Consider the following 22444-nt stretch of genomic DNA (forward strand, 5'->3'; position numbering starts at 1 on the left):
GGCCTCACGGCACCAGCGAGCGCAGATCCACCGACCCCGCCAGCGCGGCGAGCCCCGCGTCCCCCGGGTGCAGATGGTCGCCGCTGTCGTAGGCCGGCAGCATCCGCGCCGGACGCGCCGGGTCGCGCACCACGGCGTCGAAGTCGAGCACCCCGTCGAAGACGCCGGCCTGCCGGATCCAGTCGTTGATCCTGGTCCGCTCGGCGTCGACGGCCGGGGTGCAGCGCGCCTCGCCCTCGCAGGGCAGGATCGTCGCCGCCAGCATCCGCAGCCCGTGCGCGTGCCCGCGCTCGGCGAGCGCCCGCAGCCCGGCGACGACCTGCTCGGCCGTGGCCTGCCAGCGCACGTCGTTGATCCCCTCGAACACGACCGCCGTCCGCACCGACGTCTGCGCCAGGACGTCCCGGTCGAAGCGGTGCAGCGCGCTCACTCCTGAGGTGTCGGTGGAGACGCCGTCACCGGGATACCGGTCGGAGACCACGCGGTTGCCGGAGATCCCCTCGTTGAGCACGCCGTAGCGCGGCACCTCGCTCTGCCCGAGCAGCCGGTCCGCGAGGACGTCCGGCCACCGCCGGTCGGCGTCCGGCGTCGAGTGGTCGCCGTCCGTGATGGAGTCGCCGAGCAGCACCACGGAACCGGGACCGCCGGACACGTCGACCCCGGTCAGCAGCGGCCAGCTGGTCAGGACGGTCGGAAAGGCCGCTCCGGAGACGTCCCCCGTGTGGTCCCCCGGCTCGCTCACGTACGACCGCTGCTGCGCGAGCCGGTGCACGGGCGCCGCCGGCACGGTCCCGGGCAGGTGGAAGCTCACCAGCAGACGCGCGTCCTCCGGCACCCGGAAGCCCAGCGGATCGCTGTACGCCTGGGCGCCCGCCGGGATCAGCGCGCCCCGCGCCCCGCCGAAGGAGACACGCGCCGGCGGGCCCGCCGCCTCCGCGCCCGCACCCTGCACCGACACGGTCGCGCTCCCGATCCGCACCGGTCCCGCCGCGAACGTGTTGTCGAACCGCAGCCGCACCCGTGGCCCGCCCACCGAGGTGTGCACCACGAGCCGCAGCGTCCGGTCCGTCCAGGGACCGACGGCCGGGTAGCCCCCGGCGGCGGTCGCCCAGCTGCCCGTCCAGCCGGTCGCGGGGGCGCGCACGGCGAGCGCGAACACATGCAGCGCGGGCGCCCGGGGCAGCCGTACGGAGGCGACCTCGCGCCCGGCCGCGAGGGGCACCGTCACGACGTACAGCCGGGGCCGTTCGGCGAGCGGGCCGCCGGGTGTGTTGAGGTGCGTGAGGGCGACCGCCTTCGTGGCGAGCGGGCCGGTGCGCCAGTCGGGGGCGGTGAGGGCGTACGCGGACCGGGTGCCGTCGGCGTAGGTGACGGCACCGGCGCCGGTCACGTCGGTGCCGGCCGTGCCGGCCACCAGGAAGGCGAGGGCGTCGCCCCGGCCCCGCAGCCGCACCTCCTGCCCGGCGGCCCGTACGTTGTCCGGGACGCCGCCGCGCCCGCGCCAGGTCAGCCGGGCGCCCTGGACGGTGAGCGCGCGGCCCGGTGTCCAGCCGGCGGCGGTGAGGGCCCGCGCGGACAGCGAGGCGCCCGAGCCGTCGAAGTCGGCCTCGGCGGGCCGGGTGTCGTCGCTGACGGCCGTGTTGTCGAAGAGCCGTTCCAGGGGCAGCGGTCCGGGTCCGCGCGCGGTGGCCGCGTGCGCCGGGACGCCGGGCACCAGCACGGTGAAGAGGGCCAGGACGGCGGCGGAACTCCACCTGCGTCGGCGCACCTTCGACTCCTCCCGTTCACGGCCGCACATGACTTCGGACGAGTGGTTCCGCTGAGACGCGTGACGCACCGAGACCGTAGAGAGGCGGAGGTGACTCGTCAACGCGCCATGCGCGAACCCGGCGTGAACTCGACCCGAACCGACGGTCCGCGCGCCTGTGGTGCGTTCGGCCGTGCGAATGACACGCTGGAGGTATGAAGATCCCTTTTCTGGGCGGCCGGCCGGAGAGACGCGGCGCCGTCGACCCCGAGGGCATCGCCGAACTCCTCGCCGAATGCGAGCTGTTGAGGTCCCTCGCCTCCCGGGCGGGAGTGCGACTCGACGACAGCGCCGAGTCGTTGGAGGCGCTCGACCAGTTGCAGCCGCGCTGGCGCGACGACGCGGAGATCCTGCCGTGGCTCGGCAACGACGCGGGGCTCTACCTCGGCACGGTCCTCGTGCGCACGGTGCGGGGGGCCGCCTGGATGATCCGGCCCGACGGCCAGCCGGTCGTACGGCTCGCCTCGGGACGGGAGTTCGACGTCGTGGCCGCCGGGCACGAGTGGGCGGGGAACGGCGTGCCCGAACTGTCGCAGTGGTACGCGGAGGCGGCCGAGACGTAAGGCTTTGACCTGTGTTTCCGGATAAGAACGGTGTAAATACGGCTTATGCCCGAAAAGTGCGTGTCGTACGTCGAGTCCCCTCCGGCCTGGATAGTTTGCGGCCACCGCATCACAGCTGAAGAGGACTGGGGCTGGGCATGACCGGCGATCCGATGGCCGAACCGCGCGACGTCGACACACACGAAGGGGAGCCGCCCGTACGGGAGGGCGGCGCGGGCGTGGTCACGGGGGTTTTCCCCCACCGCGATCCACGCCCGCCGCGACCTCGACTACGATGATTCGTCCGTCCCCCGGGCCATGGAGGTGGCCCCGGCCGCGACCAGGGACGCTGCTGCCGGGTGGGGAACCCCCCACGGCCCCGGGATCACGGGGCGGCAGGGGGCAGCAGTCACAGAGCCATACCCGCCCGGCGCCGGCCGGAGATCACTGCTCGCGCAGGGGGATCGACACGTACGACGGGTCGTCCGCCGGCGAGGAGAAGGTCAGCCGCGCGCCGGACGGGTTGTGCTCGATGTAGAGCGGGTCGACCGTGTCGACGACCAGGGCGAGGCGGTGCCCGGCCGGGACGTCCCAGGCCGTGGAGTACAGCCCCAGGTCGAGACCGAACGGCTGCCCGGGCGTACGCCCGTGGAAGGTGTACGGCGCGTTGCTGACCAGCTTGCCGAGGCCGAGCGGGCCCACGTCGTACAGATAGGCGACGAGGGTGCCGCTCTCCTCGGTCGGTGTGACGGTGGTGTGCAGCTTCGCCGTTCCCCGGATGTGCTGTGCGGCCGGGTACTTGGCGGACTGCCAGACGGCCGCCCAGCGCCGGGGGAGGAGCGGGATCGAGGCCATCGGGGGCAGCTGGGCCACCTGGTCGAGGATGCTGGAGAGGAACACGACACCGCCGTCCGCGCCGGAGTCGACGTTCGCCCGGATGGTGGTCGAGCCGCCGAGGGAGATCTTCCGTTCGGTCGCGGCGACGGACTTCCAGTCCGGGTAGCCCTCGTAGCCGCCGCTGGAACGGGGCTTGAGCTGGACGGGTGGTTCGCGGTCGATGCCGTTGTCCTCGCCCCGCAGATGCCGGTCGAACCAGCGCTCGGTGTCCTTCCAGACGTCGTTGGGCACGCCGAGCAGGCCCGTGATCTCCGGGGTGGCGTGGTCGCCGGGGCGCATCTCCAGGCGCTTCGGGCCCGTCAGCTTCTCGTAGAAGTCCGCGTACTGGTTGGGCGGGAAGATGGTGTCGCCCCAGGCGTTGGCCAGCATCACGGCGGCGCCGCTGTCGTTCAGCTGGTCGACGTACGTCCCGGCCGAACGCTTCTTCCCCCACTCGATCAGGTCCTGTTCGCGGGACAGATCGGAGGCGTAGAAGTCGCGGAAGATGCCCTTGAGTTCCGCGCCCTCGCGTCCGGTGACGCGGCCCGCGCCGTCCAGCAGGGCGCCCGCCTGCACATGCTGGGTGCGGCCGGAGTAGATCGAGCCGATCAGGTCGGCCCAGCCGCTGAGCGCGGCGACCGCCCGGACCCGCTTGTCGTGCGCGGCGGCGAGCAGGCTGATCCCGGCGCCGTACGACACGCCCGCCATGCCGATGTGCCGCGGGTCGGCGGGGGTGTTGGCCAGGGCCCAGTCGATGACCCGGGAGGCGTCGGCTATGTCCGGTGGCCCGGCGACTTCTATCTCGCCGCCCGACTGCCAGAAGCCGCGCACGTTGTAACTGACCACGACATAGCCGGAGTCCGCGAGCTTCTGCGCCTGCGCCGCGTACTCGATCTGGGGCAGGCCCCAGCTCGTGGGCAGGACGAGCAGCGGGTAGCGGCTGCCGGGGCGGGCGCCGGACGGTGTGACGACGTTGGCCTTCAGGGTGATGCCGCCGTCGCCGGTGATGTCCACGAACCGGACGCCGTTCGGGGCCGCCTGGGCCGCCGGGGCGGACCCGAGGACGCCCCCGGCGACGAGGGTCGCGGCGACGATGCCCACGGCGGTCGTGCGCGGGGCGGGGCGTTGGATTCCCACGGGTCACTCCTCGCTCGTCTGCGTGCAAAGTGACCCGACGGTAACCGCGGCCGTTTACCGTAAGTAACCCGTCGGTAAGTTACGTGCCGGTAACGGTTAATGGAATGTGATGTACCTCAAGAGGCGCGGTGGCTATTGCGTGCGGGCGCGGGCGCGGGCAACGCCGTCTGCGCCGCCCGCGTGACGTCCGCGACCAGCTCCACCACGTCCGGCCCGTACGCCTGCGAGTTGACTATCTTCAGCAGCAGGACGAACGAGCCGTTGCCGTGCTTGCGGGACAGCCGCTCGTGGTTGCGGGCGAGGTAACGGGTCGCCGCCTGGTTGGTGATGGCGGTCTGGCCGCAGAACAGGAAGACGGGCCGCGGCCCTTGGCTCTGGCCGACGGTGATCCGGGCGAGCAGCGCGTACTCCTCCTTGCCGGGCTCCACCTGGTAGCGCTCGGAGCCGATCTGGAACGACCCCCGCTCCGGGCCCGGTTCGGCGTCCGTGTTCACCCGCACGCCCGGCAGCAGCGACGCCAGATGCGCGGCCATACGGCGGTTGGAGGCCGGCCCGCCCACGCAGAACTCGGTGCGCTCACCGAAGCCCTGCCGTGCCGCGTCGTGCGGGATGATCTGCGCGTGGGCGTGGCAGTCCTTGATCAGGGCCGCGAGTTCGAGCAGGGCGAACACGTCGTAGCGCATCACCGTCAGCTCGGGCCCGCCCGCCCCGCGGTTGACCACGAGGAGCGATTCCGCGTTCTCGGGCAGGCCGAAGAACGCCTGCTTGCGGCGCAGCCTGCGCTTCCACAGATAGGTGCGGGCCAGCCAGCCGAGCGCGGCGCTGATACCGGCCGCGACCACGCCCAGGACGATGTTGCGCACGTCGTCGTTCATGGGCGCGCATGCTAGCGGGCCGACGCCCCTGGTACGTACCGGTGTTCGACACATGGCGTTCGCGTGACAGTCCTCGGAGGGGGTCTGTCGGGACCCCGGGGACCGGGTTACGCTGCGCGGACAGTCCTGACTGGAGGTGCGGATGCGTCGCCGTGTCGCGCGGAAACTGTCGGTCCTGGCGGTCTCGGCCGCCGTGGTCTCGGTGGGGGCGGCGGCGCCGCCCGGCACCGGGGCGCACGGCCCGTGGAGAAGGTGCCGGTGGCCGCCGGCTACGGCGGAGCGGTGGCCAGCGTCGACGCCGACGCGACCGCCGCCGGCATCGAGATCCTGCGCAAGGGCGGCAACGCGGTCGACGCCGCCGTCGCCACCGCCGCCGCGCTCGGTGTCACCGAGCCCTACTCGGCCGGCGTCGGCGGAGGCGGCTACTTCGTCTACTACGACGCCAAGTCCCGTTCCGTGCGCACCCTCGACGGCCGGGAGACCGCGCCGCTCAGCGCCGACTCCGGGCTGTTCACGGAGAACGGCTCCGCGATCCCCTTCGCCGACGCCGTCACCAGCGGGCTGAGCGTCGGTACCCCCGGCACGGCCGCCACCTGGCAGAAGGCCTTGGACGCCTGGGGCAGCAAGCGCCTCGGCACGGTCCTGAAACCGGCCGAACGGCTCGCCCGCGACGGCTTCACGGTCGACGAGACCTTCCGTTCGCAGACCGCCTCCAACGAGACGCGGTTCCGCTACTTCCCGGACACCGCCGAACTGTTCCTGCCGAACGGCCGTCTGCCCGTGGTCGGTTCCACCTTCAAGAACCCCGACCTCGCCCGCACCTACGCCGAACTCGCCCGCAAGGGCGTGGGCGAGCTGTACCGGGGCGACCTCGCGCGGGACATCGTACGGACGGTCAACAAGCCGCCCGTGGACCCCGGTTCGGGCTGGAAGGCGCGGCCCGGCGAGCTCACCGCCAAGGACCTCGCGACCTACCGCGTCCGGGCGCAGGCCCCGACGAAGACGACCTACCGGGGTCTCGGCGTCTACTCCATGGCGCCGTCCTCCTCCGGCGGCACGACCGTCGGGGAGGCCCTCAACATCCTGGAGCGGACCGACCTCTCCCGCGCGAGCGACGTCCGCTATCTGCACCGGTACCTCGAGGCCAGCCGGATCGCCTTCGCGGACCGCGGCCGCTGGGTCGGCGACCCCGCCTTCGAGGACGTACCGACGAAGGAGCTGTTGTCCCAGCGGTACGCCGACTCGCGAGCCTGCCTCATCAAGGACGACGCGGTGCTCACCAGCCCCGTCGCGCCCGGCGACCCCCGCCACCCGGCCGCCTGCGACGCGCGCGGCACGGCCGCCCCGACCACCTACGAGGGTGACAGCACCACCCACCTCACGGTGGCCGACAAGTGGGGCAACGTCGTGTCCTACACGCTCACCATCGAGCAGACCGGCGGCAGCGGCATCACGGTGCCCCGCCGCGGCTTCCTGCTGAACAACGAGCTGACCGACTTCTCCTTCACCCCGGCGAGCCCGGCCGTCCACGACCCGAACCTGCCGGGCCCCGGCAAGCGGCCGCGCTCCTCGATGTCCCCGACGATCGTCCTCGACCGGCACGGCAAGCCCGTCGTGGCGCTCGGATCGCCCGGCGGCGCCACCATCATCACCACCGTGCTCCAGACGCTCACCGGCTTCCTCGACCGGGGGCTGCCGCTCGTCGACGCGATCGCCGCGCCCCGCGCCAGCCAGCGCAACGCGGCCACCACCGAACTGGAACCGGGCCTGTACGACAGCCCGACGCGCGCCCGCCTGGAGGCCATCGGGCACGCCTTCCGGCTCAACCCGGAGATCGGCGCGGCCACCGGTGTGCAGCGGCTGCCGGACGGCCGGTGGCTCGCCGCCGCCGAGAAGGTCCGGCGCGGCGGCGGCTCCGCGATGGTGGTGCGCCCGGCGCGCTGACGCCGGACGCGGCGCTCACAACTCGGGGGCGGGCGGCAGTTCTTCCGTGCGGAAGTCCAGCCGCCCGTCCGCCACGTCCACGGTGACCCGGCCGCCCTCGCCGATCCGGCCGTCCAGCAGCAGCCGGGAGAGCTGGTTGTCGACCTCCCGCTGGATGGTGCGGCGCAGCGGGCGGGCGCCGTACTCGGGCTGGTAGCCGCGCTCGGACAGCCAGTCCACGGCCGCGTCGGTGAACTCGACGGTGACGCCCTGGGCGTTCAGCATCCGGCGGGTCTTGTCCAGCATCAGGTTGGTGATGCTCTTCAGCTGCTCGGTGGTGAGCTGGCGGAAGACGACGATCTCGTCGATCCGGTTGAGGAACTCGGGCCGGAACTGCTGGCGCAGCGGGCGCAGGATGCGCTCGGTGCGGGCCTCGTCGTCGGCCTGTCCGTCGCCCGAGCCGAAGCCGATCCCGGTGCCGCCCCTGCTGATCGCCTCCGAGCCGAGGTTGCTGGTCATCACGATGACCGCGTTGGTGAAGTCCACCGTGCGGCCCTGGGAGTCGGTGAGCCGGCCGTCGTCGAGCACCTGGAGCAGGATGTTGAAGACGTCCGGGTGGGCCTTCTCGATCTCGTCGAGCAGCAGCAGCGAGTACGGGTGCCGCCGGACCACCTCGGTGAGCTGGCCGGCCTCCTCGTGCCCGACGTATCCGGGCGGGGCGCCGATCAGCCGGCTGACGGTGTGCCGCTCCTGGTACTCGCTCATGTCGAGCCGGACCATGCGGTCCTCGCTGCCGAACAGCGCCTCGGCGAGCGCCCGGGCCAGCTCGGTCTTGCCGACGCCGGTCGGGCCGAGGAACAGGAAGCTGCCGATCGGCCGGTCCGGGCTCGCGAGGCCGGCCCGCGAGCGCAGCACGGCGTCGGAGACCACGCGCACCGCCTCGTCCTGGCCGACCACCCGCTCGTGCAGATGCTCCTCCAGGCCGAGCAGCCGGTCCTTCTCCTCCTCGGTGAGGCTGCTCACCGGGATGCCGGTCTGCCGGGACACCACCTCGGCGATGTTCTCCGTGGTGACCGTCAGATGCATGCCCTCGTCGACCTCGACGTCACCGCCGGCGTCCGCCATGCGCTGCTTCAACTCGACGATCCGGTCCCGCAGATGCGTCGCCTGCTCGTACTGCTCGTCGGCGACGGCCTGGTCCTTGTCGCGGGTCAGCTGCTCGACCTCGCGCTCCATGGCCCGCACGTCCGTGCCCTTGGTGCGGGAGCGCAGCCGGACGCGGGCGCCCGCCTGGTCGATCAGGTCGATCGCCTTGTCGGGCAGCCGGCGGTCGGTGAGATAGCGGTCGGACAGCTCCACGGCGGCGACCAGCGCCTCGTCGCTGTAGCGGACCTGGTGGTGGGCCTCGTAGCGGTCGCGCAGGCCGCGCAGGATCTCGATGGCGTCCGCGGTGGTCGGCTCGGGCACGAGGATCGGCTGGAAGCGGCGGGAGAGCGCGGCGTCCTTCTCGATCCTGCGGTACTCCTCCAGCGTGGTCGCGCCGACGATGTGCAGCTCGCCGCGGGCCAGCGCCGGCTTGAGGATGTTGCCTGCGTCCATGGCGCCGCCCTCGCCGCCGCCTCCGGCCCCGACGACGGTGTGCAGCTCGTCGATGAAGACGATGAGCCGGTCGGAGTTGGCGCGGATCTCGTCCACGATCGTCGTCAGGCGTTCCTCGAAGTCGCCCCGGTAGCGGGTGCCCGCGACGACACCGGTGAGGTCCATCGCGATCACCCGGCGGCCGCTCAGGACGTCCGGCACGTCCCCGTCGGTGATCCGCTGGGCCAGGCCCTCCACGATCGCCGTCTTGCCGACGCCGGCGTCGCCGATGAGCACGGGGTTGTTCTTGCCGCGCCGGGAGAGCACCTCGACGGTCTGCTCGATCTCCTCGTCGCGTCCGATGACCGGGTCGATCCGGCCCTGCCGGGCGAGGTCCGTCAGATCGCGGCCGTACTTGTCGAGGGTGGGCGTGCCGGTGTCGACGCGCGGCCGCTGGTCGGTGCCGGGCCGGGGCTGCGCCGCCTCCGGGCTGTCGGGGGGCCCGCCGGTGGGGGCGAAGCGGGCCGCGTTGAGGATGTGCCCGGCGGCCGAGTCGGGGTTCGCGGCGAGGGCGCTGAGCACGTGCTCCGGGCCGATGTACCCGGCGCCGCGCGTCCTGGCCAGGTCGTGCGCGTCGAGGAGCGCCCGTTTGGCGGCCGGGGTGAGGGAGAGCGACGTGGGCGGCGGGACCTCGCCCGGCGGGTGCTGGACGGGTCCCGAGCGCTCGTCGATCTCCGTGGCGAGGGAGTCGGGGTCCGCGCCCGCCCGGCTGAGCAGACTCCGCGTCGGCTCGGCGGACAGGGCGGCCCGCAGGAGGTGCTGGGTGTCCAGGTCCCTGCTGCCGTGCTCGGCCGCGTACTGGGCGGCCCCCCTCACCAGCTCCCGGGCCGGCTGGCTGAGCAGCCGTCCGATGTCGATCTGGCGGGGCCCCGGTCGCGGTCCGCCGAAGAAGCGGGCGAGGAATTCTCCGAAGGGGTCGTAGTCGTCCGGACCACTGAAGCCACTGGTCATGGGCGTTCCCATCCGGCGTCCCTGCGCGGGCAGGGTCGCCCTCGCTGATCGACTGCCGGAGTCGGGTAACCCCGGCGGGCGCCGGTTACACCTGGCCGCGTTCGTAGAACACCTTCGCACGATCGATGGGCGGGGGCACCTCCAGGCGATGCCGCGGAGGTACCCCCGTGACCGGTCCGAGGTCAGCGGGCCGTGAGGACGCGTGGGCCGTCCGCGGTGATGGCGACGGTGTGCTCGGCGTGGGCGGCGCGGGAGCCGTCGTTCGTCCGCAGGGTCCAGCCGTCCGGGGCCGCGTGGTACTCGTCGCGGCCGCCCGCGGTGACCATGGGCTCGATGGCGAGGACCAGGCCGTGCCGCAGCGGCATGCCCCGGCCCGGCCGGCCCTCGTTCGGCACGGACGGGTCCTCGTGCATTCGGCGGCCGATGCCGTGCCCGCCGAAGCCGTCCGGGACGCCGTACCCGGCCGATCGGCACACCGTGCCGATGGCGTGCGCGATGTCGCCGATGCGGTTGCCGACGACGGCCGCCTCGATGCCCGCCGCCAGGGCCCGCTCCACGGTCTCGATGAGCCGGAGGTCGGCGGGGCGCGGGGTGCCGACGACGAAGCTGATCGCCGAGTCGCCGGCCCAGCCGCCCAGCTGGGCGCCGCAGTCGATGGAGACCAGGTCCCCGTCGCGCAGCCGGTAGCCGTCCGGGATGCCGTGCACGATCGCGTCGTTGACCGAGGCGCAGATGACCGCGGGGAAGGGCACGGGCGCGAAGGAGGGGCGGTACCCGAGGAAGGGCGACGCCGCACCGGCCTCCCGGAGCACCCCGCGCGCCACCTCGTCCAGTTCCAGCAGGGACACGCCCACGTCGGCCGCCTCGCGCACCGCGGTGAGTGCCCGGCCCACCACCTGTCCCGCCACCCGCATCTCGTCGATCGCCGTGTCCGTCTTCAGTTCCACCATGCCAATTACTATACCGGTATTTGAATGGGTCCAAAGCGGGGCGGGTGCCAGGAGGGCGGTATTAGAATGGGCGCCATGGTGCGCACCCCTCTCACCCCCGAAGAGCGCGAACGCGGCGAGCGGCTCGGCCGGTTGCTGCGCGAGGCGCGCGGCGCCCGCAGCATGCCGGAGATCGCGGCGCGCGCCGGCGTCTCGGCCGAGACCCTGCGGAAGATCGAGACGGGACGCGCCCCCACCCCCGCCTTCTTCACCGTCGCCGCGCTCGCGACCGCCCTCGGCCTGTCCATGGACGACCTGGTCGGCCGGTGCGCGCCCGAGGGCGGCACCGAGGCCGCCGCCTGACGCGTCCGTCACCGTCCGGCAGGACGAGCGCACTCCGCGTCCCGACGGAAAACTCCCCGTAGCGCGTTCGTAACACGACTGGTGTTGCCTGACGGACCGGAGTGTTCCGGTCTGGCGGGAGTTGGGCAATGTCGGTGGAACAACTCCCGGCCGAGGTCCGGGAGTTCGCGAACTGTCTGGACGGCCTTCTGGCACGCCTCGACCAGGGCGGCGGCTGGTGCGGGGTGTTCTGGGAACGCGACCCGGAGGGCATGCGCGCCTGCCTCGACGGACGCGAGGTGCCGCCCTGGGACGTCGTGGAGTCCCTGCTCGGCGACCTCGCCGCCCGGTACGGCACGGACGGCGCGGCCCCCTACGCCGAACAGGCCCGCGCACTGCACACCGCCGCCGTCGCCGCCCACGACGCCCGCCCCGGCGGACGCGACGCCCTCGGCGACCGCCTCGACGTCATGCTCCGCGAACAGCGGTACGCCGCCGAACGCCGCACCGCCCTGGAGCACGCCCTCGCCTCCGCGACGACCCGCGCCGAGGCCGACGCCCTGCGCCTCGACCTCGCCTGGGCCCGCGACGACCACGCACGCGCGAGCGCCCGCTGCGAGGAGCTGCGCCGCCGCATGGCGGCCCTCGACCACCGCGACCTGCCCCCGCGCGGGCACATCCCGGGAGCGGAGCCCGACGGGGCGGCCTTACAGCCCGAGGAACCCACGGGTCAGCGTTCCCCCGGCCCCGCCCCGGCCGTCCCCGACCCCGCCCCGACCGTCCCCAGGCAGCGACGCCCCCGCCGGGGCGGCGCCCGCTTCGCCGGGGCCGTCGAGGAGGACACCGGCCCCGTCGCCGTACCGCCGGCCGTCGAGGAGCCGCTGCCCGCGCCGGCCGCCGGCGGGCGCGGATCGCCACGGGGCGCCCGGTTCGCCGGCGTCGCCGAGGAGACGCCCGAGGCCCGGCCCGGGACGGCCGTCGAGGAACTCGGCGCGGCCGACCGCGAGGACGTCCTCGCCACCGTCGAGGCCCTGCGGCGGCTGCGTGGCGCCGGACGCACGGGCGAGGCGCACGCCCTGCTCGTGGAGATCGCCTACTGGCCCCCCGCCCGCTTCCCGCTGCTCGCCGCCGAGATGCGGCACGCCGGGCTCGCCGCCGACTGGGCGACCCTGCTGTGGGAGGCGGCCTCCCTGCCCGCCGACCGCCTCGTGGCCGCCGCCGACGCCCTGACGGCCGCCGGACACACCGAGGACGGGGAGCGCATCCTGCGGGAGGGCGTGGTGCGGCCCGCGCCCGAGATAGGGCGTGCCGTGTTGGGCCTGACCGCCGGGGGACGGCATCGGGAGGTCCGGGTGCTGCTCGACGCGTACGTCCGTGTCCGCACCCCGGAGGAGGCCGCCCGCAGCGCCGCCGCCGACCCCGCGGAGCTGGTGCCGCTCCTGCTGGACGCGGCCCGGGGCGTCTCCGACGAGCGGTACTGGGACCTGGTCCACGCCCTGCGGGTCGCGGGCTTCACCGCCTGACCGGGAGGCCCGACACCATCCGCCGCATCCCTCCCACCGGCCCCATCCGTCACCCTCAGGAGTGTGAAACGAGATGGAGTCAGCGGGTTAACGACGATGGTCTTGGCAAGGCTGTTCCAGGGGCTTACTTTCGAGCCTCTACGGCCCCCTCTACGGGCGTAGAGGCTCTGACGTCCCGTCGAAGGAGCAGCTCATGGCCAACGTCGTTCGTGCCGCTCTGGTCCAGGCCACCTGGACCGGCGACACCGAGTCCATGGTGGCGAAACACGAGGAGCACGCCCGGGAGGCGGCCCGGCAGGGCGCGAAGATCATCGGCTTCCAGGAGGTCTTCAACGCTCCGTACTTCTGCCAGGTCCAGGAGCCGGAGCACTACGCCTGGGCCGAGCCGGTCCCCGACGGGCCGACCGTACGGCGGATGCGGGACCTCGCCCGCGAGACCGGCATGGTGATCGTCGTGCCCGTCTTCGAGGTCGAGCAGTCCGGCTTCTACTACAACACCGCGGCCGTGATCGACGCCGACGGCACCTTCCTCGGCAAGTACCGCAAGCACCACATCCCCCAGGTCAAGGGCTTCTGGGAGAAGTACTACTTCAAGCCCGGCAACCTCGGCTGGCCCGTCTTCGACACCGCCGTCGGCAAGGTCGGCGTCTACATCTGCTACGACCGGCACTTCCCGGAGGGCTGGCGCCAACTCGGCCTGAACGGCGCCCAGCTGGTCTACAACCCGTCCGCCACCCACCGGGGCCTGTCCTCCTACCTCTGGCGGCTGGAGCAGCCCGCGGCGGCCGTCGCCAACGAGTACTTCGTCGCCGCGATCAACCGCGTCGGCGTCGAGGAGTACGGCGACAACGACTTCTACGGGACCTCCTACTTCGTCGACCCGCGCGGGCAGTTCGTCGGCGAGGTCGCCGGCGACAAGGCCGAGGAACTCCTCGTCCGCGACCTCGACTTCGACGTCATCGAGGAAGTGCGGCAGCAGTGGGCGTTCTACCGTGACCGCCGCCCCGACGCCTACGAAGGGCTGGTGCAGCCGTGACCAAGGACCTGCTGGGACGCCACCACGCCGTCCTGCCCGACTGGCTCGCCCTCTACTACGAGGAGCCGCTGGAGATCACCCACGGCGAGGGCCGTCACGTCTGGGACGCCGACGGCAACCGCTACCTCGACTTCTTCGGCGGCATCCTCACCACGATGACCGCGCACGCCCTGCCCGAGGTCACCAAGGCGATCAGCGAGCAGGCCGGCCGCATCCTGCACTCCTCCACCCTCTACCTCAACCGGCCCATGGTGGAACTCGTCGAGCGCATCGCCGAGTTGAGCGGCATCCCGGACGCCCGGGTCTTCTTCACCACCTCCGGCACCGAGGCCAACGACACCGCGCTGCTGCTCGCGACCACCTACCGGCGCAGCAACACCGTCCTGGCGATGCGCAACAGCTACCACGGCCGCTCCTTCAGCGCCGTCGGCATCACCGGCAACCGCGGCTGGTCGCCCACCTCGCTCTCCCCGCTCCAGACGCTCTACGTGCACGGCGGCGTGCGCACCCGCGGCCCGTTCGCGCACCTCGACGACGAGGCGTTCATCGCCGCCTGCGTCGCCGACCTCAAGGACGTCCTCGGGCACACCCGGCCGCCCGCCGCGCTGATCGCCGAACCCGTCCAGGGCGTCGGCGGCTTCACCTCCGGACCCGACGGCCTGTACGCCGCCTTCCGCGAGGTGCTCGCCGAACGCGGCGTCCTGTGGATCGCGGACGAGGTGCAGACCGGCTGGGGCCGCACCGGCGACCACTTCTGGGGCTGGCAGGCACACGCCCGCTCCGGCCCGCCCGACATCCTGACCTTCGCCAAGGGCATCGGCAACGGCATGTCCATCGGCGGGGTCGTCGCCCGCGCCGAGGTCATGAACTGCCTGGACTCCAACAGCATCTCCACCTTCGGCGGCACCCAGATCACCATGGCCGCCGGCCTCGCCAACCTGGCGTACCTGCTGGAGCACGACCTGCAGGGCAACGCCCGGCGCGTCGGCGGGCTGCTGCGGGAGCGGCTGCGGGCCGTCGCCGCCCAGGTGCCCCACGTACGGGAGGTGCGCGGACGCGGTCTGATGCTGGGCGTCGAACTCACCCGGCCCGGCACCGACGAGGCCGACCCGGCGGCCGCGTCCGCCGTGCTGGAGGCGGCCCGCGACGGCGGCCTGCTCATCGGCAAGGGCGGCGGCCACGACACCAGCGCCCTGCGCGTCGCCCCGCCGCTGACGCTCACCGTCGCCGAGGCCGAGGAGGGCGCCGCGATCCTGGAGAGCGCCCTGCGGAGCCTGTAGCGGGCGCCGCCCGGACCCCCGAGCGAGGGAACACCGCCATGACCACCACCCCGGAGCCCTGGGACGTCCTCCAGCCCGCGCTGTCGGTCCGTCAGGTCCTCACCCTGGAGCGGGTTCTGGCCGGCGAGCCCGAGGTGGTGGCCGCGGCCGGCCAGCTCGACCGGCCCGTGCGCTGGGTGCACGTCGCCGAGGCCCCGGACGTCGGCGTGATGCTCAGCGGCGGCGAGATGGTGCTGACCACCGGGGTGCTGCTCGCCGGGGACGAGGAGAAACAGGCCGAGTACGTCCGCTCGCTGCACCGGGCGGAGGCAGCCGCCCTCGTCCTGGGACTCGGCCGCGCCTTCCCCGCCCCGCCCGCCGTGATGCGCCGCGCCGCCGAGCGGTGCGGGCTGCCCATGGTCGTCCTGCACCGGCCCTTCCCGTTCGCCGAGCTGACCGAGGAGGTCCAGTCCCGGCTGGTGCGGCGCAAGTTCGCCGCCGTCAGCCTCTCGGAGTCGGTGCGGACCGCGCTGACGGCGCTCATCACCGGCGGCGCCCCGCTGCAGAGCCTGCTCGACGAGATCGCCTCCCACAGCGCCTGCCCCGTCGTCGTCAGCAACCTCGCCCACCGCGTCCTCGCCACGGCGGGGGAGCGGTCCGCCGTGGACGACGTGCTGCGCGACTGGGAGCGCATCGCCCGTCAGGCCGGGGGCAGCGAGGGCGACGGGTGGATCCGCGCCGAACTCGGCGGACGGGGGGAGCGGTGGGGCCGGCTCGTGCTGTGCGGGTACCGGGGCGACACCGCCACCGGGCGGCTGCTGGCCGACCGCGCCGCCGAGGCGGTCGTCCTGCACCGGATGCTCGGCGGCACCGCCGCCCACAGCTGGGAGGAGCAGTCCGCGCAGAGCCTGCTCACCGACCTGGTCAGCGGGGTCGTACCGGCCCGGCAGCTGCTGCCCCGGGCGCGGGCCGCCGGACTGCCCGTCAACCGGCGGACGTTCGTCCCGCTCGTCGTACGCGACGGCGAGGCCGCCCGCCTGGAACGGGTCCTGCGCCTGCTGGGACTGTCCGGGATCGTCGCCGAACTCGCCGACGGGGCCACCGCCGTGCTGCTCAGCCTCGCCCGCGACCAGGACGCCGGGGTGCTCGCCGCCAACTTCGCGGCCCGGGTGCGCTCGGAGGCGGGTGACGAGCGGACCGTCGTGGCCGCCGCCGACGCCCGGACCGTGTGGGACGAGGTGCCCACCGGGCTGCGGGAGGCCCAGCACGTCGCGGACGCCGTCGCCGACTCCTCCGCGGCCCTCGACCTCCCCGCCGTCGTCCGGCTGCGGGACGTCCATCTGCGCGGTCTGATCCGGCTGCTCCGGGACGACCCGCAGGTGCAGTCGTTCGCCGAACGCGAGCTGGACGGGCTGCTGTGCGGCCCCGACGGGGACCTCCTCGCCGTCCTGCGCACGTACCTCGCCACCGGCCGCAACAAGTCCCGCACCGCCCAGCTCCACCATGTCTCACGGCCCGCGCTGTACCGCCGTCTGGAGGCGATACAGAGCCGGCTCGGAGTCGACCTCGACGACTTCGAGCAGGCCGCCTCGGTGCACATCGCACTCCTCGCGCATGACGCGCAACACGGTTGAAACATGCAATGACCTGCGAAAACGGCGGTGAAACATGGGTCCACGACAGGGTGACACCGTGGCACGCCCCACGCCCGCAGACGTGACACGGTGCCACTCAAAGCCGATCACCGGGCTTCCTACGCTCGCTGCACACCGAGCGACCGGAGGTCCCGATGAGCCCAGTGATCCGCGCCGCCCTCTTCCAGACCGCCTGGACCGGCGACAAGGAGTCGATGATCCAGGTGCACGAGCAGGCGGTCCGGGACGCGGCCGCCCAGGGCGCCCAAGTGCTCTGCTTCCAGGAGCTGTTCTACGGCCCGTACTTCTGCCAGGTGCAGGACAAGGCGTTCTACGAGTACGCCGAGCAGGTGCCCGAGGGCCCGATCGTCCGCCGCTTCCAGGACCTCGCCCGCGAGCTGGGCATCGTCCTGATCCTGCCCGTGTACGAGGAGGAGCAGCCCGGCGTCCTCTACAACACGGCCGCCGTGATCGACGCGGACGGGTCGTACCTCGGCAAGTACCGAAAGCACCACATCCCCCAAGTGCCGGGCTTCTGGGAGAAGTTCTACTTCCGGCCGGGCAACCTGGGCTGGCCCGTCTTCGACACGGCCGTCGGCCGGATCGGCGTCTACATCTGCTACGACCGGCACTTCCCGGAGGGCTGGCGGGCACTGGGGCTGGCCGGCGCCGAGATCGTCTTCAACCCGTCGGCGACCTCGCGCGGACTCTCGCGCTACCTCTGGCAGTTGGAGCAGCCCGCGGCGGCCGTGGCCAACGAGTACTTCGTCGGCGCGATCAACCGGGTCGGCGTCGAGGACCTGGGCGACAACGACTTCTACGGCACCACGTACTTCGTGGACCCCGAGGCGCAGTTCGTGGGCGAGGTCGCGAGCGACAAGGAGACCGAACTCGTCGTGCGCGACCTGGACATGGCGAAACTCCGCGAGGTCCGCGACCGCTGGCAGTTCTTCCGGGACCGCCGGCCCGACGCCTACGGACCGATCACCGCCCCGTAAGACCCCAGCGCCGAGCACGGTAGGAGAGGGAGAATGAGCAGCCGTACCGTCATCCGCGGTGGTCTCGTCATCACCGCGTCCGACGAGATGCACGCCGACGTCCTGATCGAGGACGGCCGGATCGCCGCCCTCGCCGCGAGCGGCACCCCGGCCGCCGGGGCCTGGACCGCCGACCGGACCATCGACGCCACCGGCAAGTACGTCATCCCGGGCGGCGTCGACGTCCACACCCACATGGAGCTGCCGTTCGGCGGCACCTTCGCCTCCGACACGTTCGAGACCGGCACCCGGGCCGCCGCCTGGGGCGGCACCACCACCATCGTCGACTTCGCCGTGCAGAGCGTGGGCCACACCCTGCGCGAGGGCCTGGACGCCTGGCACGCCAAGGCGGAGGGCAACTGCGCGATCGACTACGGGTTCCACATGATCGTCTCCGATGTGAACGAGGAGACGCTCAAGGAGATGGACCTGCTGGTGGAGGAGGGCGTCACCTCCTTCAAGCAGTTCATGGCCTACCCCGGGGTCTTCTACTCGGACGACGGCCAGATCCTGCGCGCCATGCAGCGCTCCGCCGAGAACGGCGGGCTGATCATGATGCACGCCGAGAACGGCATCGCCATCGACGTCCTCGTCGAGCAGGCGCTGGCCCGCGGCGAGACCGACCCCCGCTACCACGGCGAGGTGCGCAAGGCCCTGCTGGAGGCCGAGGCCACCCACCGCGCCATCAGGCTGGCCCAGGTCGCGGGCGCGCCGCTGTACGTCGTGCACGTCTCGGCGACGGAGGCGGTCGCGGAACTCGCGCGGGCCCGCGACGACGGGCTGAACGTCTTCGGCGAGACCTGCCCGCAGTATCTGTTCCTGTCCACCGACAACCTGGCGGAGCCGGACTTCGAGGGCGCGAAGTACGTGTGCTCGACGCCGCTGCGGCCCAAGGAGCACCAGGCGCAGCTCTGGAAGGGGCTGCGGACCAACGACCTCCAGGTCGTCTCCACCGACCACTGCCCGTTCTGCTTCGTCGGCCAGAAGGAGCTGGGACGCGGGGACTTCTCGAAGATCCCCAACGGGATGCCGGGCGTCGAGAACCGGATGGACCTGCTGCACCAGGCCGTGGTCGACGGGCACATCTCGCGCCGCCGCTGGATCGAGATCGCCTGCGCCACACCGGCCCGGATGTTCGGGATGTACCCGAAGAAGGGCACCCTCGCGCCGGGCGCGGACGCGGACGTCGTGATCTACGACCCGCACGCCGAGCAGGTCATGTCCGCCGAGACCCACCACATGAACGTCGACTACTCGGCGTACGAGGGCCGGCGGACCACCGGCCGGGTCGAGACGGTCCTCTCGCGCGGCGAGCCCGTCATCACCGAGCGGGAGTACACCGGCCGCGCCGGGCACGGTGTCTACACGCCCCGCTCCACCTGTCAGTACCTGAACTAGGAGCGGAGCACATGGACTTTGGACTCGTCCTGCAGACGGACCCGCCGGCCTCTCGGGTCGTCGAGCTGATGAAGCGCGCCGAGGACAACGGGTTCACCCACGGCTGGACCTTCGACTCGGCCGTGCTGTGGCAGGAGCCGTTCGTCATCTACAGCCAGATCCTGGCGCAGACACGGCAGTTGAAGGTCGGCCCGATGGTCACGAACCCGGGCACCCGCACCTGGGAGGTGACCGCCTCGACCTTCGCCACGCTGAACGACATGTTCGGCAACCGCACGGTGTGCGGGATCGGCCGCGGTGACTCGGCGATGCGGGTGGCCGGGCGCAAGCCCAACACCCTGGCCCGGATCAGCGAGGCCATGAAGGTCATCCGGGCGCTCGGCAGCGGGCGGGAGGCCGACCTCGGCGGCGGCACGGCCGTCCGGTTCCCCTGGATCAAGCCGGGTGCCGAACTCCCGGTGTGGATGGCGGCGTACGGCCCGAAGGCGTTGAAGATGACCGGCGAGGAGGCCGACGGGTTCATCCTCCAGCTGGCCGACCTCTATCTGACCGAGTACATGGTGAAGGCGGTCAAGGACGCGGCGGCCGCCGCGGGCCGCGACCCGTCCGAGGTGACGATCTGCGTCGCCGCCCCCGCCTACGTCACCGAGGACGACTCGCCCGAGGCGCTCGCCCACGCCCGTGAGCAGTGCCGCTGGTTCGGCGGGATGGTCGGCAACCACGTGGCCGACCTGGTCGCCAAGTACGGCGAGCACTCCTCGGCCGTCCCCGAGGAGCTGACCGACTACATCAAGGCCCGGCAGGGGTACGACTACTCCCATCACGGACGGGCCGACAACCCCGACACCGCCTTCGTCCCCGACGAGATCGTCGACCGGTTCTGCCTCGTCGGGCCGGTCGAGCGGCACATCGAGAAGCTGAACGCGCTGCGTGACCTCGGCGTCGACCAGTTCGCCGTCTACGACATGCACGACGCGCAGGAAGCCGTGATCGACGCGTACGGCTCGTCGGTCATCCCCGCCGTCAACTCATAGTCACCACAGGCGCGTTCGCAGTACGGCTGCACCCGACCCCCCACCCTTGGTCACCCTCCCCGCCCGTTCCGGGGAGGGTCCTGGGGCCCCGCACGGCCTCTCCCGTCCCGCCCGATTGATTGGCCTGCCCATGACAGACACAGTCCCCACGGGGTCATCCATACCGCAGACCGCCCTCCCCGGCGGCCGCGTCGAACTCGCCCCCGGGGCGTTCCCCTCCGACAGCCCCTTCGCCAACGAGGACCTGCGCCCGGTCCCGGTCGCCGAGCGCAAGTGGACGACGTACAACTTCGCGGCGCTGTGGATCTCCATGGCGCACTGCATCCCCAGCTGGACCCTGGCCTCCGGTCTGGTCGCCCTCGGCATGGACTGGAAGCAGGCCGTCTTCACCATCGCGCTCGCCAACGTCATCGTGCTCCTGCCGATGCTCGCCACCGGGCACGCCGGACCCAAGTACGGCATCCCGTTCCCCGTGCTCGCGCGCGCCTCCTTCGGGCTGCGCGGCGCCAACATCCCGGCGATGATCCGGGCGGCCGTGGCCTGCGGCTGGTTCGGCATCCAGACCTGGATCGGCGGCAGCGGCATCTTCGCCCTCGGCTCCAAACTCACCGGCGGGCACTGGGAGAACGCCGGGCAGATCGCCGGCAACCCCTGGCCGCTGTGGCTCTGCTTCCTGCTGTTCTGGGCCGTCCAGATCGCCATCATCTACCGCGGCATGGACTTCCTGCGGCACTTCGAGAACTGGGCCGCGCCCTTCGTCATCGTCGGCGCGTTCGTGCTGCTGATCTGGATCGCCGTCAAGGCGGACGGCTTCGGCGCGCTGCTCGACCAGCCCTCCAAGCTCGGCTGGGGCGCCGACTTCTGGCCGGTCTTCTTCCCCTCCCTGATGGGCATGATCGGCTTCTGGGCCACGCTGTCCCTGAACATCCCCGACTTCACCCGCTTCGGCTCCAGCCAGCGCGCCCAGACCTGGGGCCAGTCGCTGGGCCTGCCCACCACCATGACCCTGTTCGCCATCCTCGCCGTCCTGGTCACCTCGGGCTCCGAGGCGGTCTACGGCGAGGCGATCTGGGACCCGGTCGCGCTGGCCGCGAAGACCGACAGCGCCTTCGGCCTGCTGTTCGCGCTGGTCGTCGTGCTGATCGCCACCGTCTCGGTGAACATCGCGGCCAACGTCGTCTCCCCGGCGTACGACCTCGCCAACCTGGCGCCCAAGCTCATCAACTTCCGTACCGGCGCGCTGATCACGGGTGTCGTCGGCATCCTGATCTTCCCGTGGAAGCTGATCTCCACGCCCGAGTTCTACATCTTCACCTGGCTCGGCGTGGTCGGCGGTCTGCTCGGCACGGTCGCGGGCATCCTCATCGCCGACTACTGGATCGTGCGCCGCACGGTCCTGCACCTCGCCGACCTGTACACCCCCGGCGGACGCTACTGGTACTCGTCCGGCTGGAACGGGCGGGCCATCGCCGCCTTCCTGGTGGGCGGCGTCCTCGCGGTCGGCGGCTCGTACTCGGGGGTGGGCGCCGACGGCAGCCGGAACGGGCCCTTCCCGGCCGACGGCCTGATCCCGTTCCTCAAACCGCTCGCCGACTACGGCTGGGCGGTGGGCCTGGCCACCTCGCTCGTGCTGTACGTGCTGCTGATGGGCGGCCGCAAGGAGCCCGCCGAGGCCTGACGGGCCCGGCGCCGGAGGACGGTCAGCCCTTGGGGCCGTCCTCCAGCGAGGCCACGGCCTCCTTGGCGGCCTTGATGGCGCCCTTGTTGATCTCGTCGGTGGCGGGTGCCTTCTTCGACTCGAAGTCGCTGCCGCTGTAGGTGACGGAGACCAGCGCGTTGGACGTCCGGACGATCACCACGCCCTCGCGGGTCTGCTGCTTGTCCTCGGTGGTGAGGTTCACGACGGAGTAGCCCGAGTCCCCGACGCCCGGGACCGCGCCACCGCCGCTGCGGTCGGCGATCCGCCCCTTGTAGGAGTCCGCCGCCGCGTCCTCCGACTCCTGGATCTCGATCGACACGTCCAGCCAGCGGTACTCGTACCCCTTGAGGGCGTTCCAGGAGCAGGTGCGGCGCAGCGTCTTGTCGGTCGACGGTATCTCCTTGCCGACCGTCTTCGCCCCCGGCACCAGCGCCTTGACCGACTTCGCGGAGAGGCTGCCGCACGGCGAGGGCGCGGCGGTGTACGTCTTGGACACGGCGGCCGTCGCGGGCGCGTCCGGCGTCTCCTCCTCGGTCCGCTGCGCCGCCGTACGGTCCTCGGGGGCCGGCGTCGCGTCGGGTCCGGACGACAGCGCCCAGCCCGCCGTGGCGAGCACGACGACGGGCGACAGGCGCGCGGTGAGAGCGAGCGGCAAGGGAAGTGAACGCACGGCGCACTTTTCGTGGGGGACGGTGCGGAGGGGGTCCGCACAGCGGACGGGACGCCAGTGTCACACGACTCTCCGTGAGGCGGAAGGGTCAACTCGCTCCGTGCCGACGCCATTACGGAACAAGCGCGAACGCC

Annotated in this window: 16 protein-coding genes and 1 pseudogene; 11 read left to right on the plus strand and 6 right to left on the minus strand. The window is 72.4% G+C overall.

Going from position 1 to position 22444, the window contains the following annotated elements; translation table 11 throughout:
* Positions 1–4 precede the first annotated feature (4 nt).
* Complete coding sequence (locus tag F8R89_RS28520) at positions 5–1798, minus strand: SGNH/GDSL hydrolase family protein (RefSeq protein WP_151786627.1); 1794 nt, start codon at positions 1796–1798, stop codon at positions 5–7.
* Positions 1799–1962: 164 nt separating this feature from the next.
* On the opposite strand from F8R89_RS28520, the gene F8R89_RS28525 reads away from it, so the two are divergent.
* Positions 1963–2370 carry a DUF6278 family protein gene (locus tag F8R89_RS28525; RefSeq protein ID WP_151786628.1) on the plus strand — a complete coding sequence of 136 codons (408 nt, stop codon included), beginning with the start codon at positions 1963–1965 and terminating at the stop codon, positions 2368–2370.
* Between the two features lie 423 nt (positions 2371–2793).
* Here F8R89_RS28525 and F8R89_RS28530 read toward each other — a convergent pair whose 3' ends face one another.
* Entirely contained in the window at positions 2794–4362 is a 1569-nt protein-coding gene (locus F8R89_RS28530) for an alpha/beta fold hydrolase (RefSeq protein ID WP_151786629.1), read from the minus strand.
* A 116-nt stretch (positions 4363–4478) separates the two neighbouring features.
* Positions 4479–5237: a hypothetical protein gene (locus F8R89_RS28535; protein ID WP_192806259.1), complete on the minus strand. Its 759-nt coding sequence runs from the start codon at positions 5235–5237 to the stop codon at positions 4479–4481.
* Positions 5238–5379: 142 nt separating this feature from the next.
* Between F8R89_RS28535 and ggt the strand changes: the two are divergent.
* A pseudogene (gene ggt, locus F8R89_RS28540) lies at positions 5380–7181 on the plus strand (gamma-glutamyltransferase).
* Between the two features lie 15 nt (positions 7182–7196).
* Here the strand turns inward: ggt and F8R89_RS28545 are convergent.
* Entirely contained in the window at positions 7197–9749 is a 2553-nt protein-coding gene (locus F8R89_RS28545; protein WP_151786630.1) for an ATP-dependent Clp protease ATP-binding subunit, read from the minus strand.
* Positions 9750–9931: 182 nt separating this feature from the next.
* A complete protein-coding gene (gene map, locus F8R89_RS28550; protein WP_151786631.1) occupies positions 9932–10699 on the minus strand; it encodes a type I methionyl aminopeptidase in 768 nt (255 codons plus the stop codon).
* A gap of 75 nt (positions 10700–10774) precedes the next feature.
* Here map and F8R89_RS28555 point away from each other — a divergent pair, with 75 nt between their 5' ends.
* The 9 genes from F8R89_RS28555 (at position 10775) to F8R89_RS28595 (ending at position 21619) form a co-directional block, all read left to right on the plus strand.
* Positions 10775–11041, plus strand: a complete 267-nt coding sequence (locus F8R89_RS28555) for a helix-turn-helix domain-containing protein (RefSeq protein ID WP_151786632.1) — start codon at positions 10775–10777, stop codon at positions 11039–11041.
* Between the two features lie 128 nt (positions 11042–11169).
* A complete protein-coding gene (locus tag F8R89_RS28560) occupies positions 11170–12543 on the plus strand; it encodes a hypothetical protein (protein WP_151786633.1) in 1374 nt (457 codons plus the stop codon).
* Positions 12544–12736: 193 nt separating this feature from the next.
* Positions 12737–13579 carry a nitrilase-related carbon-nitrogen hydrolase gene (locus tag F8R89_RS28565; protein ID WP_055619397.1) on the plus strand — a complete coding sequence of 281 codons (843 nt, stop codon included), beginning with the start codon at positions 12737–12739 and terminating at the stop codon, positions 13577–13579.
* On the plus strand, positions 13576–14859 hold the full coding sequence (locus F8R89_RS28570; RefSeq protein WP_151786634.1) for an aspartate aminotransferase family protein: 1284 nt from the start codon (positions 13576–13578) through the stop codon (positions 14857–14859). The genes F8R89_RS28565 and F8R89_RS28570 overlap by 4 nt, the downstream gene beginning before the upstream one ends.
* 38 nt (positions 14860–14897) lie before the next feature.
* Positions 14898–16472, plus strand: coding sequence for a PucR family transcriptional regulator (locus tag F8R89_RS28575; RefSeq protein ID WP_151786635.1), 1575 nt, complete (start codon positions 14898–14900; stop codon positions 16470–16472).
* Positions 16473–16627: 155 nt separating this feature from the next.
* Positions 16628–17470 carry a nitrilase-related carbon-nitrogen hydrolase gene (locus tag F8R89_RS28580; protein WP_062667024.1) on the plus strand — a complete coding sequence of 281 codons (843 nt, stop codon included), beginning with the start codon at positions 16628–16630 and terminating at the stop codon, positions 17468–17470.
* 33 nt (positions 17471–17503) lie between these two features.
* Positions 17504–18907 (plus strand): dihydropyrimidinase, encoded by a 1404-nt coding sequence (hydA, locus tag F8R89_RS28585; RefSeq protein ID WP_151786636.1) that lies wholly within the window; start codon positions 17504–17506, stop codon positions 18905–18907.
* A gap of 11 nt (positions 18908–18918) precedes the next feature.
* A complete protein-coding gene (locus tag F8R89_RS28590; RefSeq protein ID WP_151786637.1) occupies positions 18919–19941 on the plus strand; it encodes a TIGR03842 family LLM class F420-dependent oxidoreductase in 1023 nt (340 codons plus the stop codon).
* Between the two features lie 130 nt (positions 19942–20071).
* The gene (locus F8R89_RS28595) at positions 20072–21619 is read left to right on the plus strand and encodes an NCS1 family nucleobase:cation symporter-1 (RefSeq protein WP_151786638.1); all 1548 of its coding nucleotides are present in this window, start codon (positions 20072–20074) and stop codon (positions 21617–21619) included.
* A 22-nt stretch (positions 21620–21641) separates the two neighbouring features.
* Here F8R89_RS28595 and F8R89_RS28600 read toward each other — a convergent pair whose 3' ends face one another.
* Complete coding sequence (locus F8R89_RS28600; protein ID WP_151786639.1) at positions 21642–22310, minus strand: hypothetical protein; 669 nt, start codon at positions 22308–22310, stop codon at positions 21642–21644.
* Between the last annotated feature and the right edge of the window lie 134 nt (positions 22311–22444).

The sequence above is a fragment of the Streptomyces sp. SS1-1 genome (assembly GCF_008973465.1).
Classification (GTDB): domain Bacteria; phylum Actinomycetota; class Actinomycetes; order Streptomycetales; family Streptomycetaceae; genus Streptomyces.

Excerpts from the sequence above, each read along its gene's own strand:
- F8R89_RS28520 (WP_151786627.1), bottom strand. The coding sequence starts at position 1,798 with ATGTGCGGCCGTGAACGGGAGGAGTCGAAGGTGCGCCGACGCAGGTGG.
- F8R89_RS28525 (WP_151786628.1), top strand. The coding sequence starts at position 1,963 with ATGAAGATCCCTTTTCTGGGCGGCCGGCCGGAGAGACGCGGCGCCGTC.
- F8R89_RS28535 (WP_192806259.1), bottom strand. The coding sequence starts at position 5,237 with ATGAACGACGACGTGCGCAACATCGTCCTGGGCGTGGTCGCGGCCGGT.
- F8R89_RS28545 (WP_151786630.1), bottom strand. The coding sequence starts at position 9,749 with ATGACCAGTGGCTTCAGTGGTCCGGACGACTACGACCCCTTCGGAGAA.
- map (WP_151786631.1), bottom strand. The coding sequence starts at position 10,699 with ATGGTGGAACTGAAGACGGACACGGCGATCGACGAGATGCGGGTGGCG.
- F8R89_RS28555 (WP_151786632.1), top strand. The coding sequence starts at position 10,775 with ATGGTGCGCACCCCTCTCACCCCCGAAGAGCGCGAACGCGGCGAGCGG.
- F8R89_RS28560 (WP_151786633.1), top strand. The coding sequence starts at position 11,170 with ATGTCGGTGGAACAACTCCCGGCCGAGGTCCGGGAGTTCGCGAACTGT.
- F8R89_RS28565 (WP_055619397.1), top strand. The coding sequence starts at position 12,737 with ATGGCCAACGTCGTTCGTGCCGCTCTGGTCCAGGCCACCTGGACCGGC.
- F8R89_RS28575 (WP_151786635.1), top strand. The coding sequence starts at position 14,898 with ATGACCACCACCCCGGAGCCCTGGGACGTCCTCCAGCCCGCGCTGTCG.
- F8R89_RS28580 (WP_062667024.1), top strand. The coding sequence starts at position 16,628 with ATGAGCCCAGTGATCCGCGCCGCCCTCTTCCAGACCGCCTGGACCGGC.
- hydA (WP_151786636.1), top strand. The coding sequence starts at position 17,504 with ATGAGCAGCCGTACCGTCATCCGCGGTGGTCTCGTCATCACCGCGTCC.
- F8R89_RS28590 (WP_151786637.1), top strand. The coding sequence starts at position 18,919 with ATGGACTTTGGACTCGTCCTGCAGACGGACCCGCCGGCCTCTCGGGTC.
- F8R89_RS28595 (WP_151786638.1), top strand. The coding sequence starts at position 20,072 with ATGACAGACACAGTCCCCACGGGGTCATCCATACCGCAGACCGCCCTC.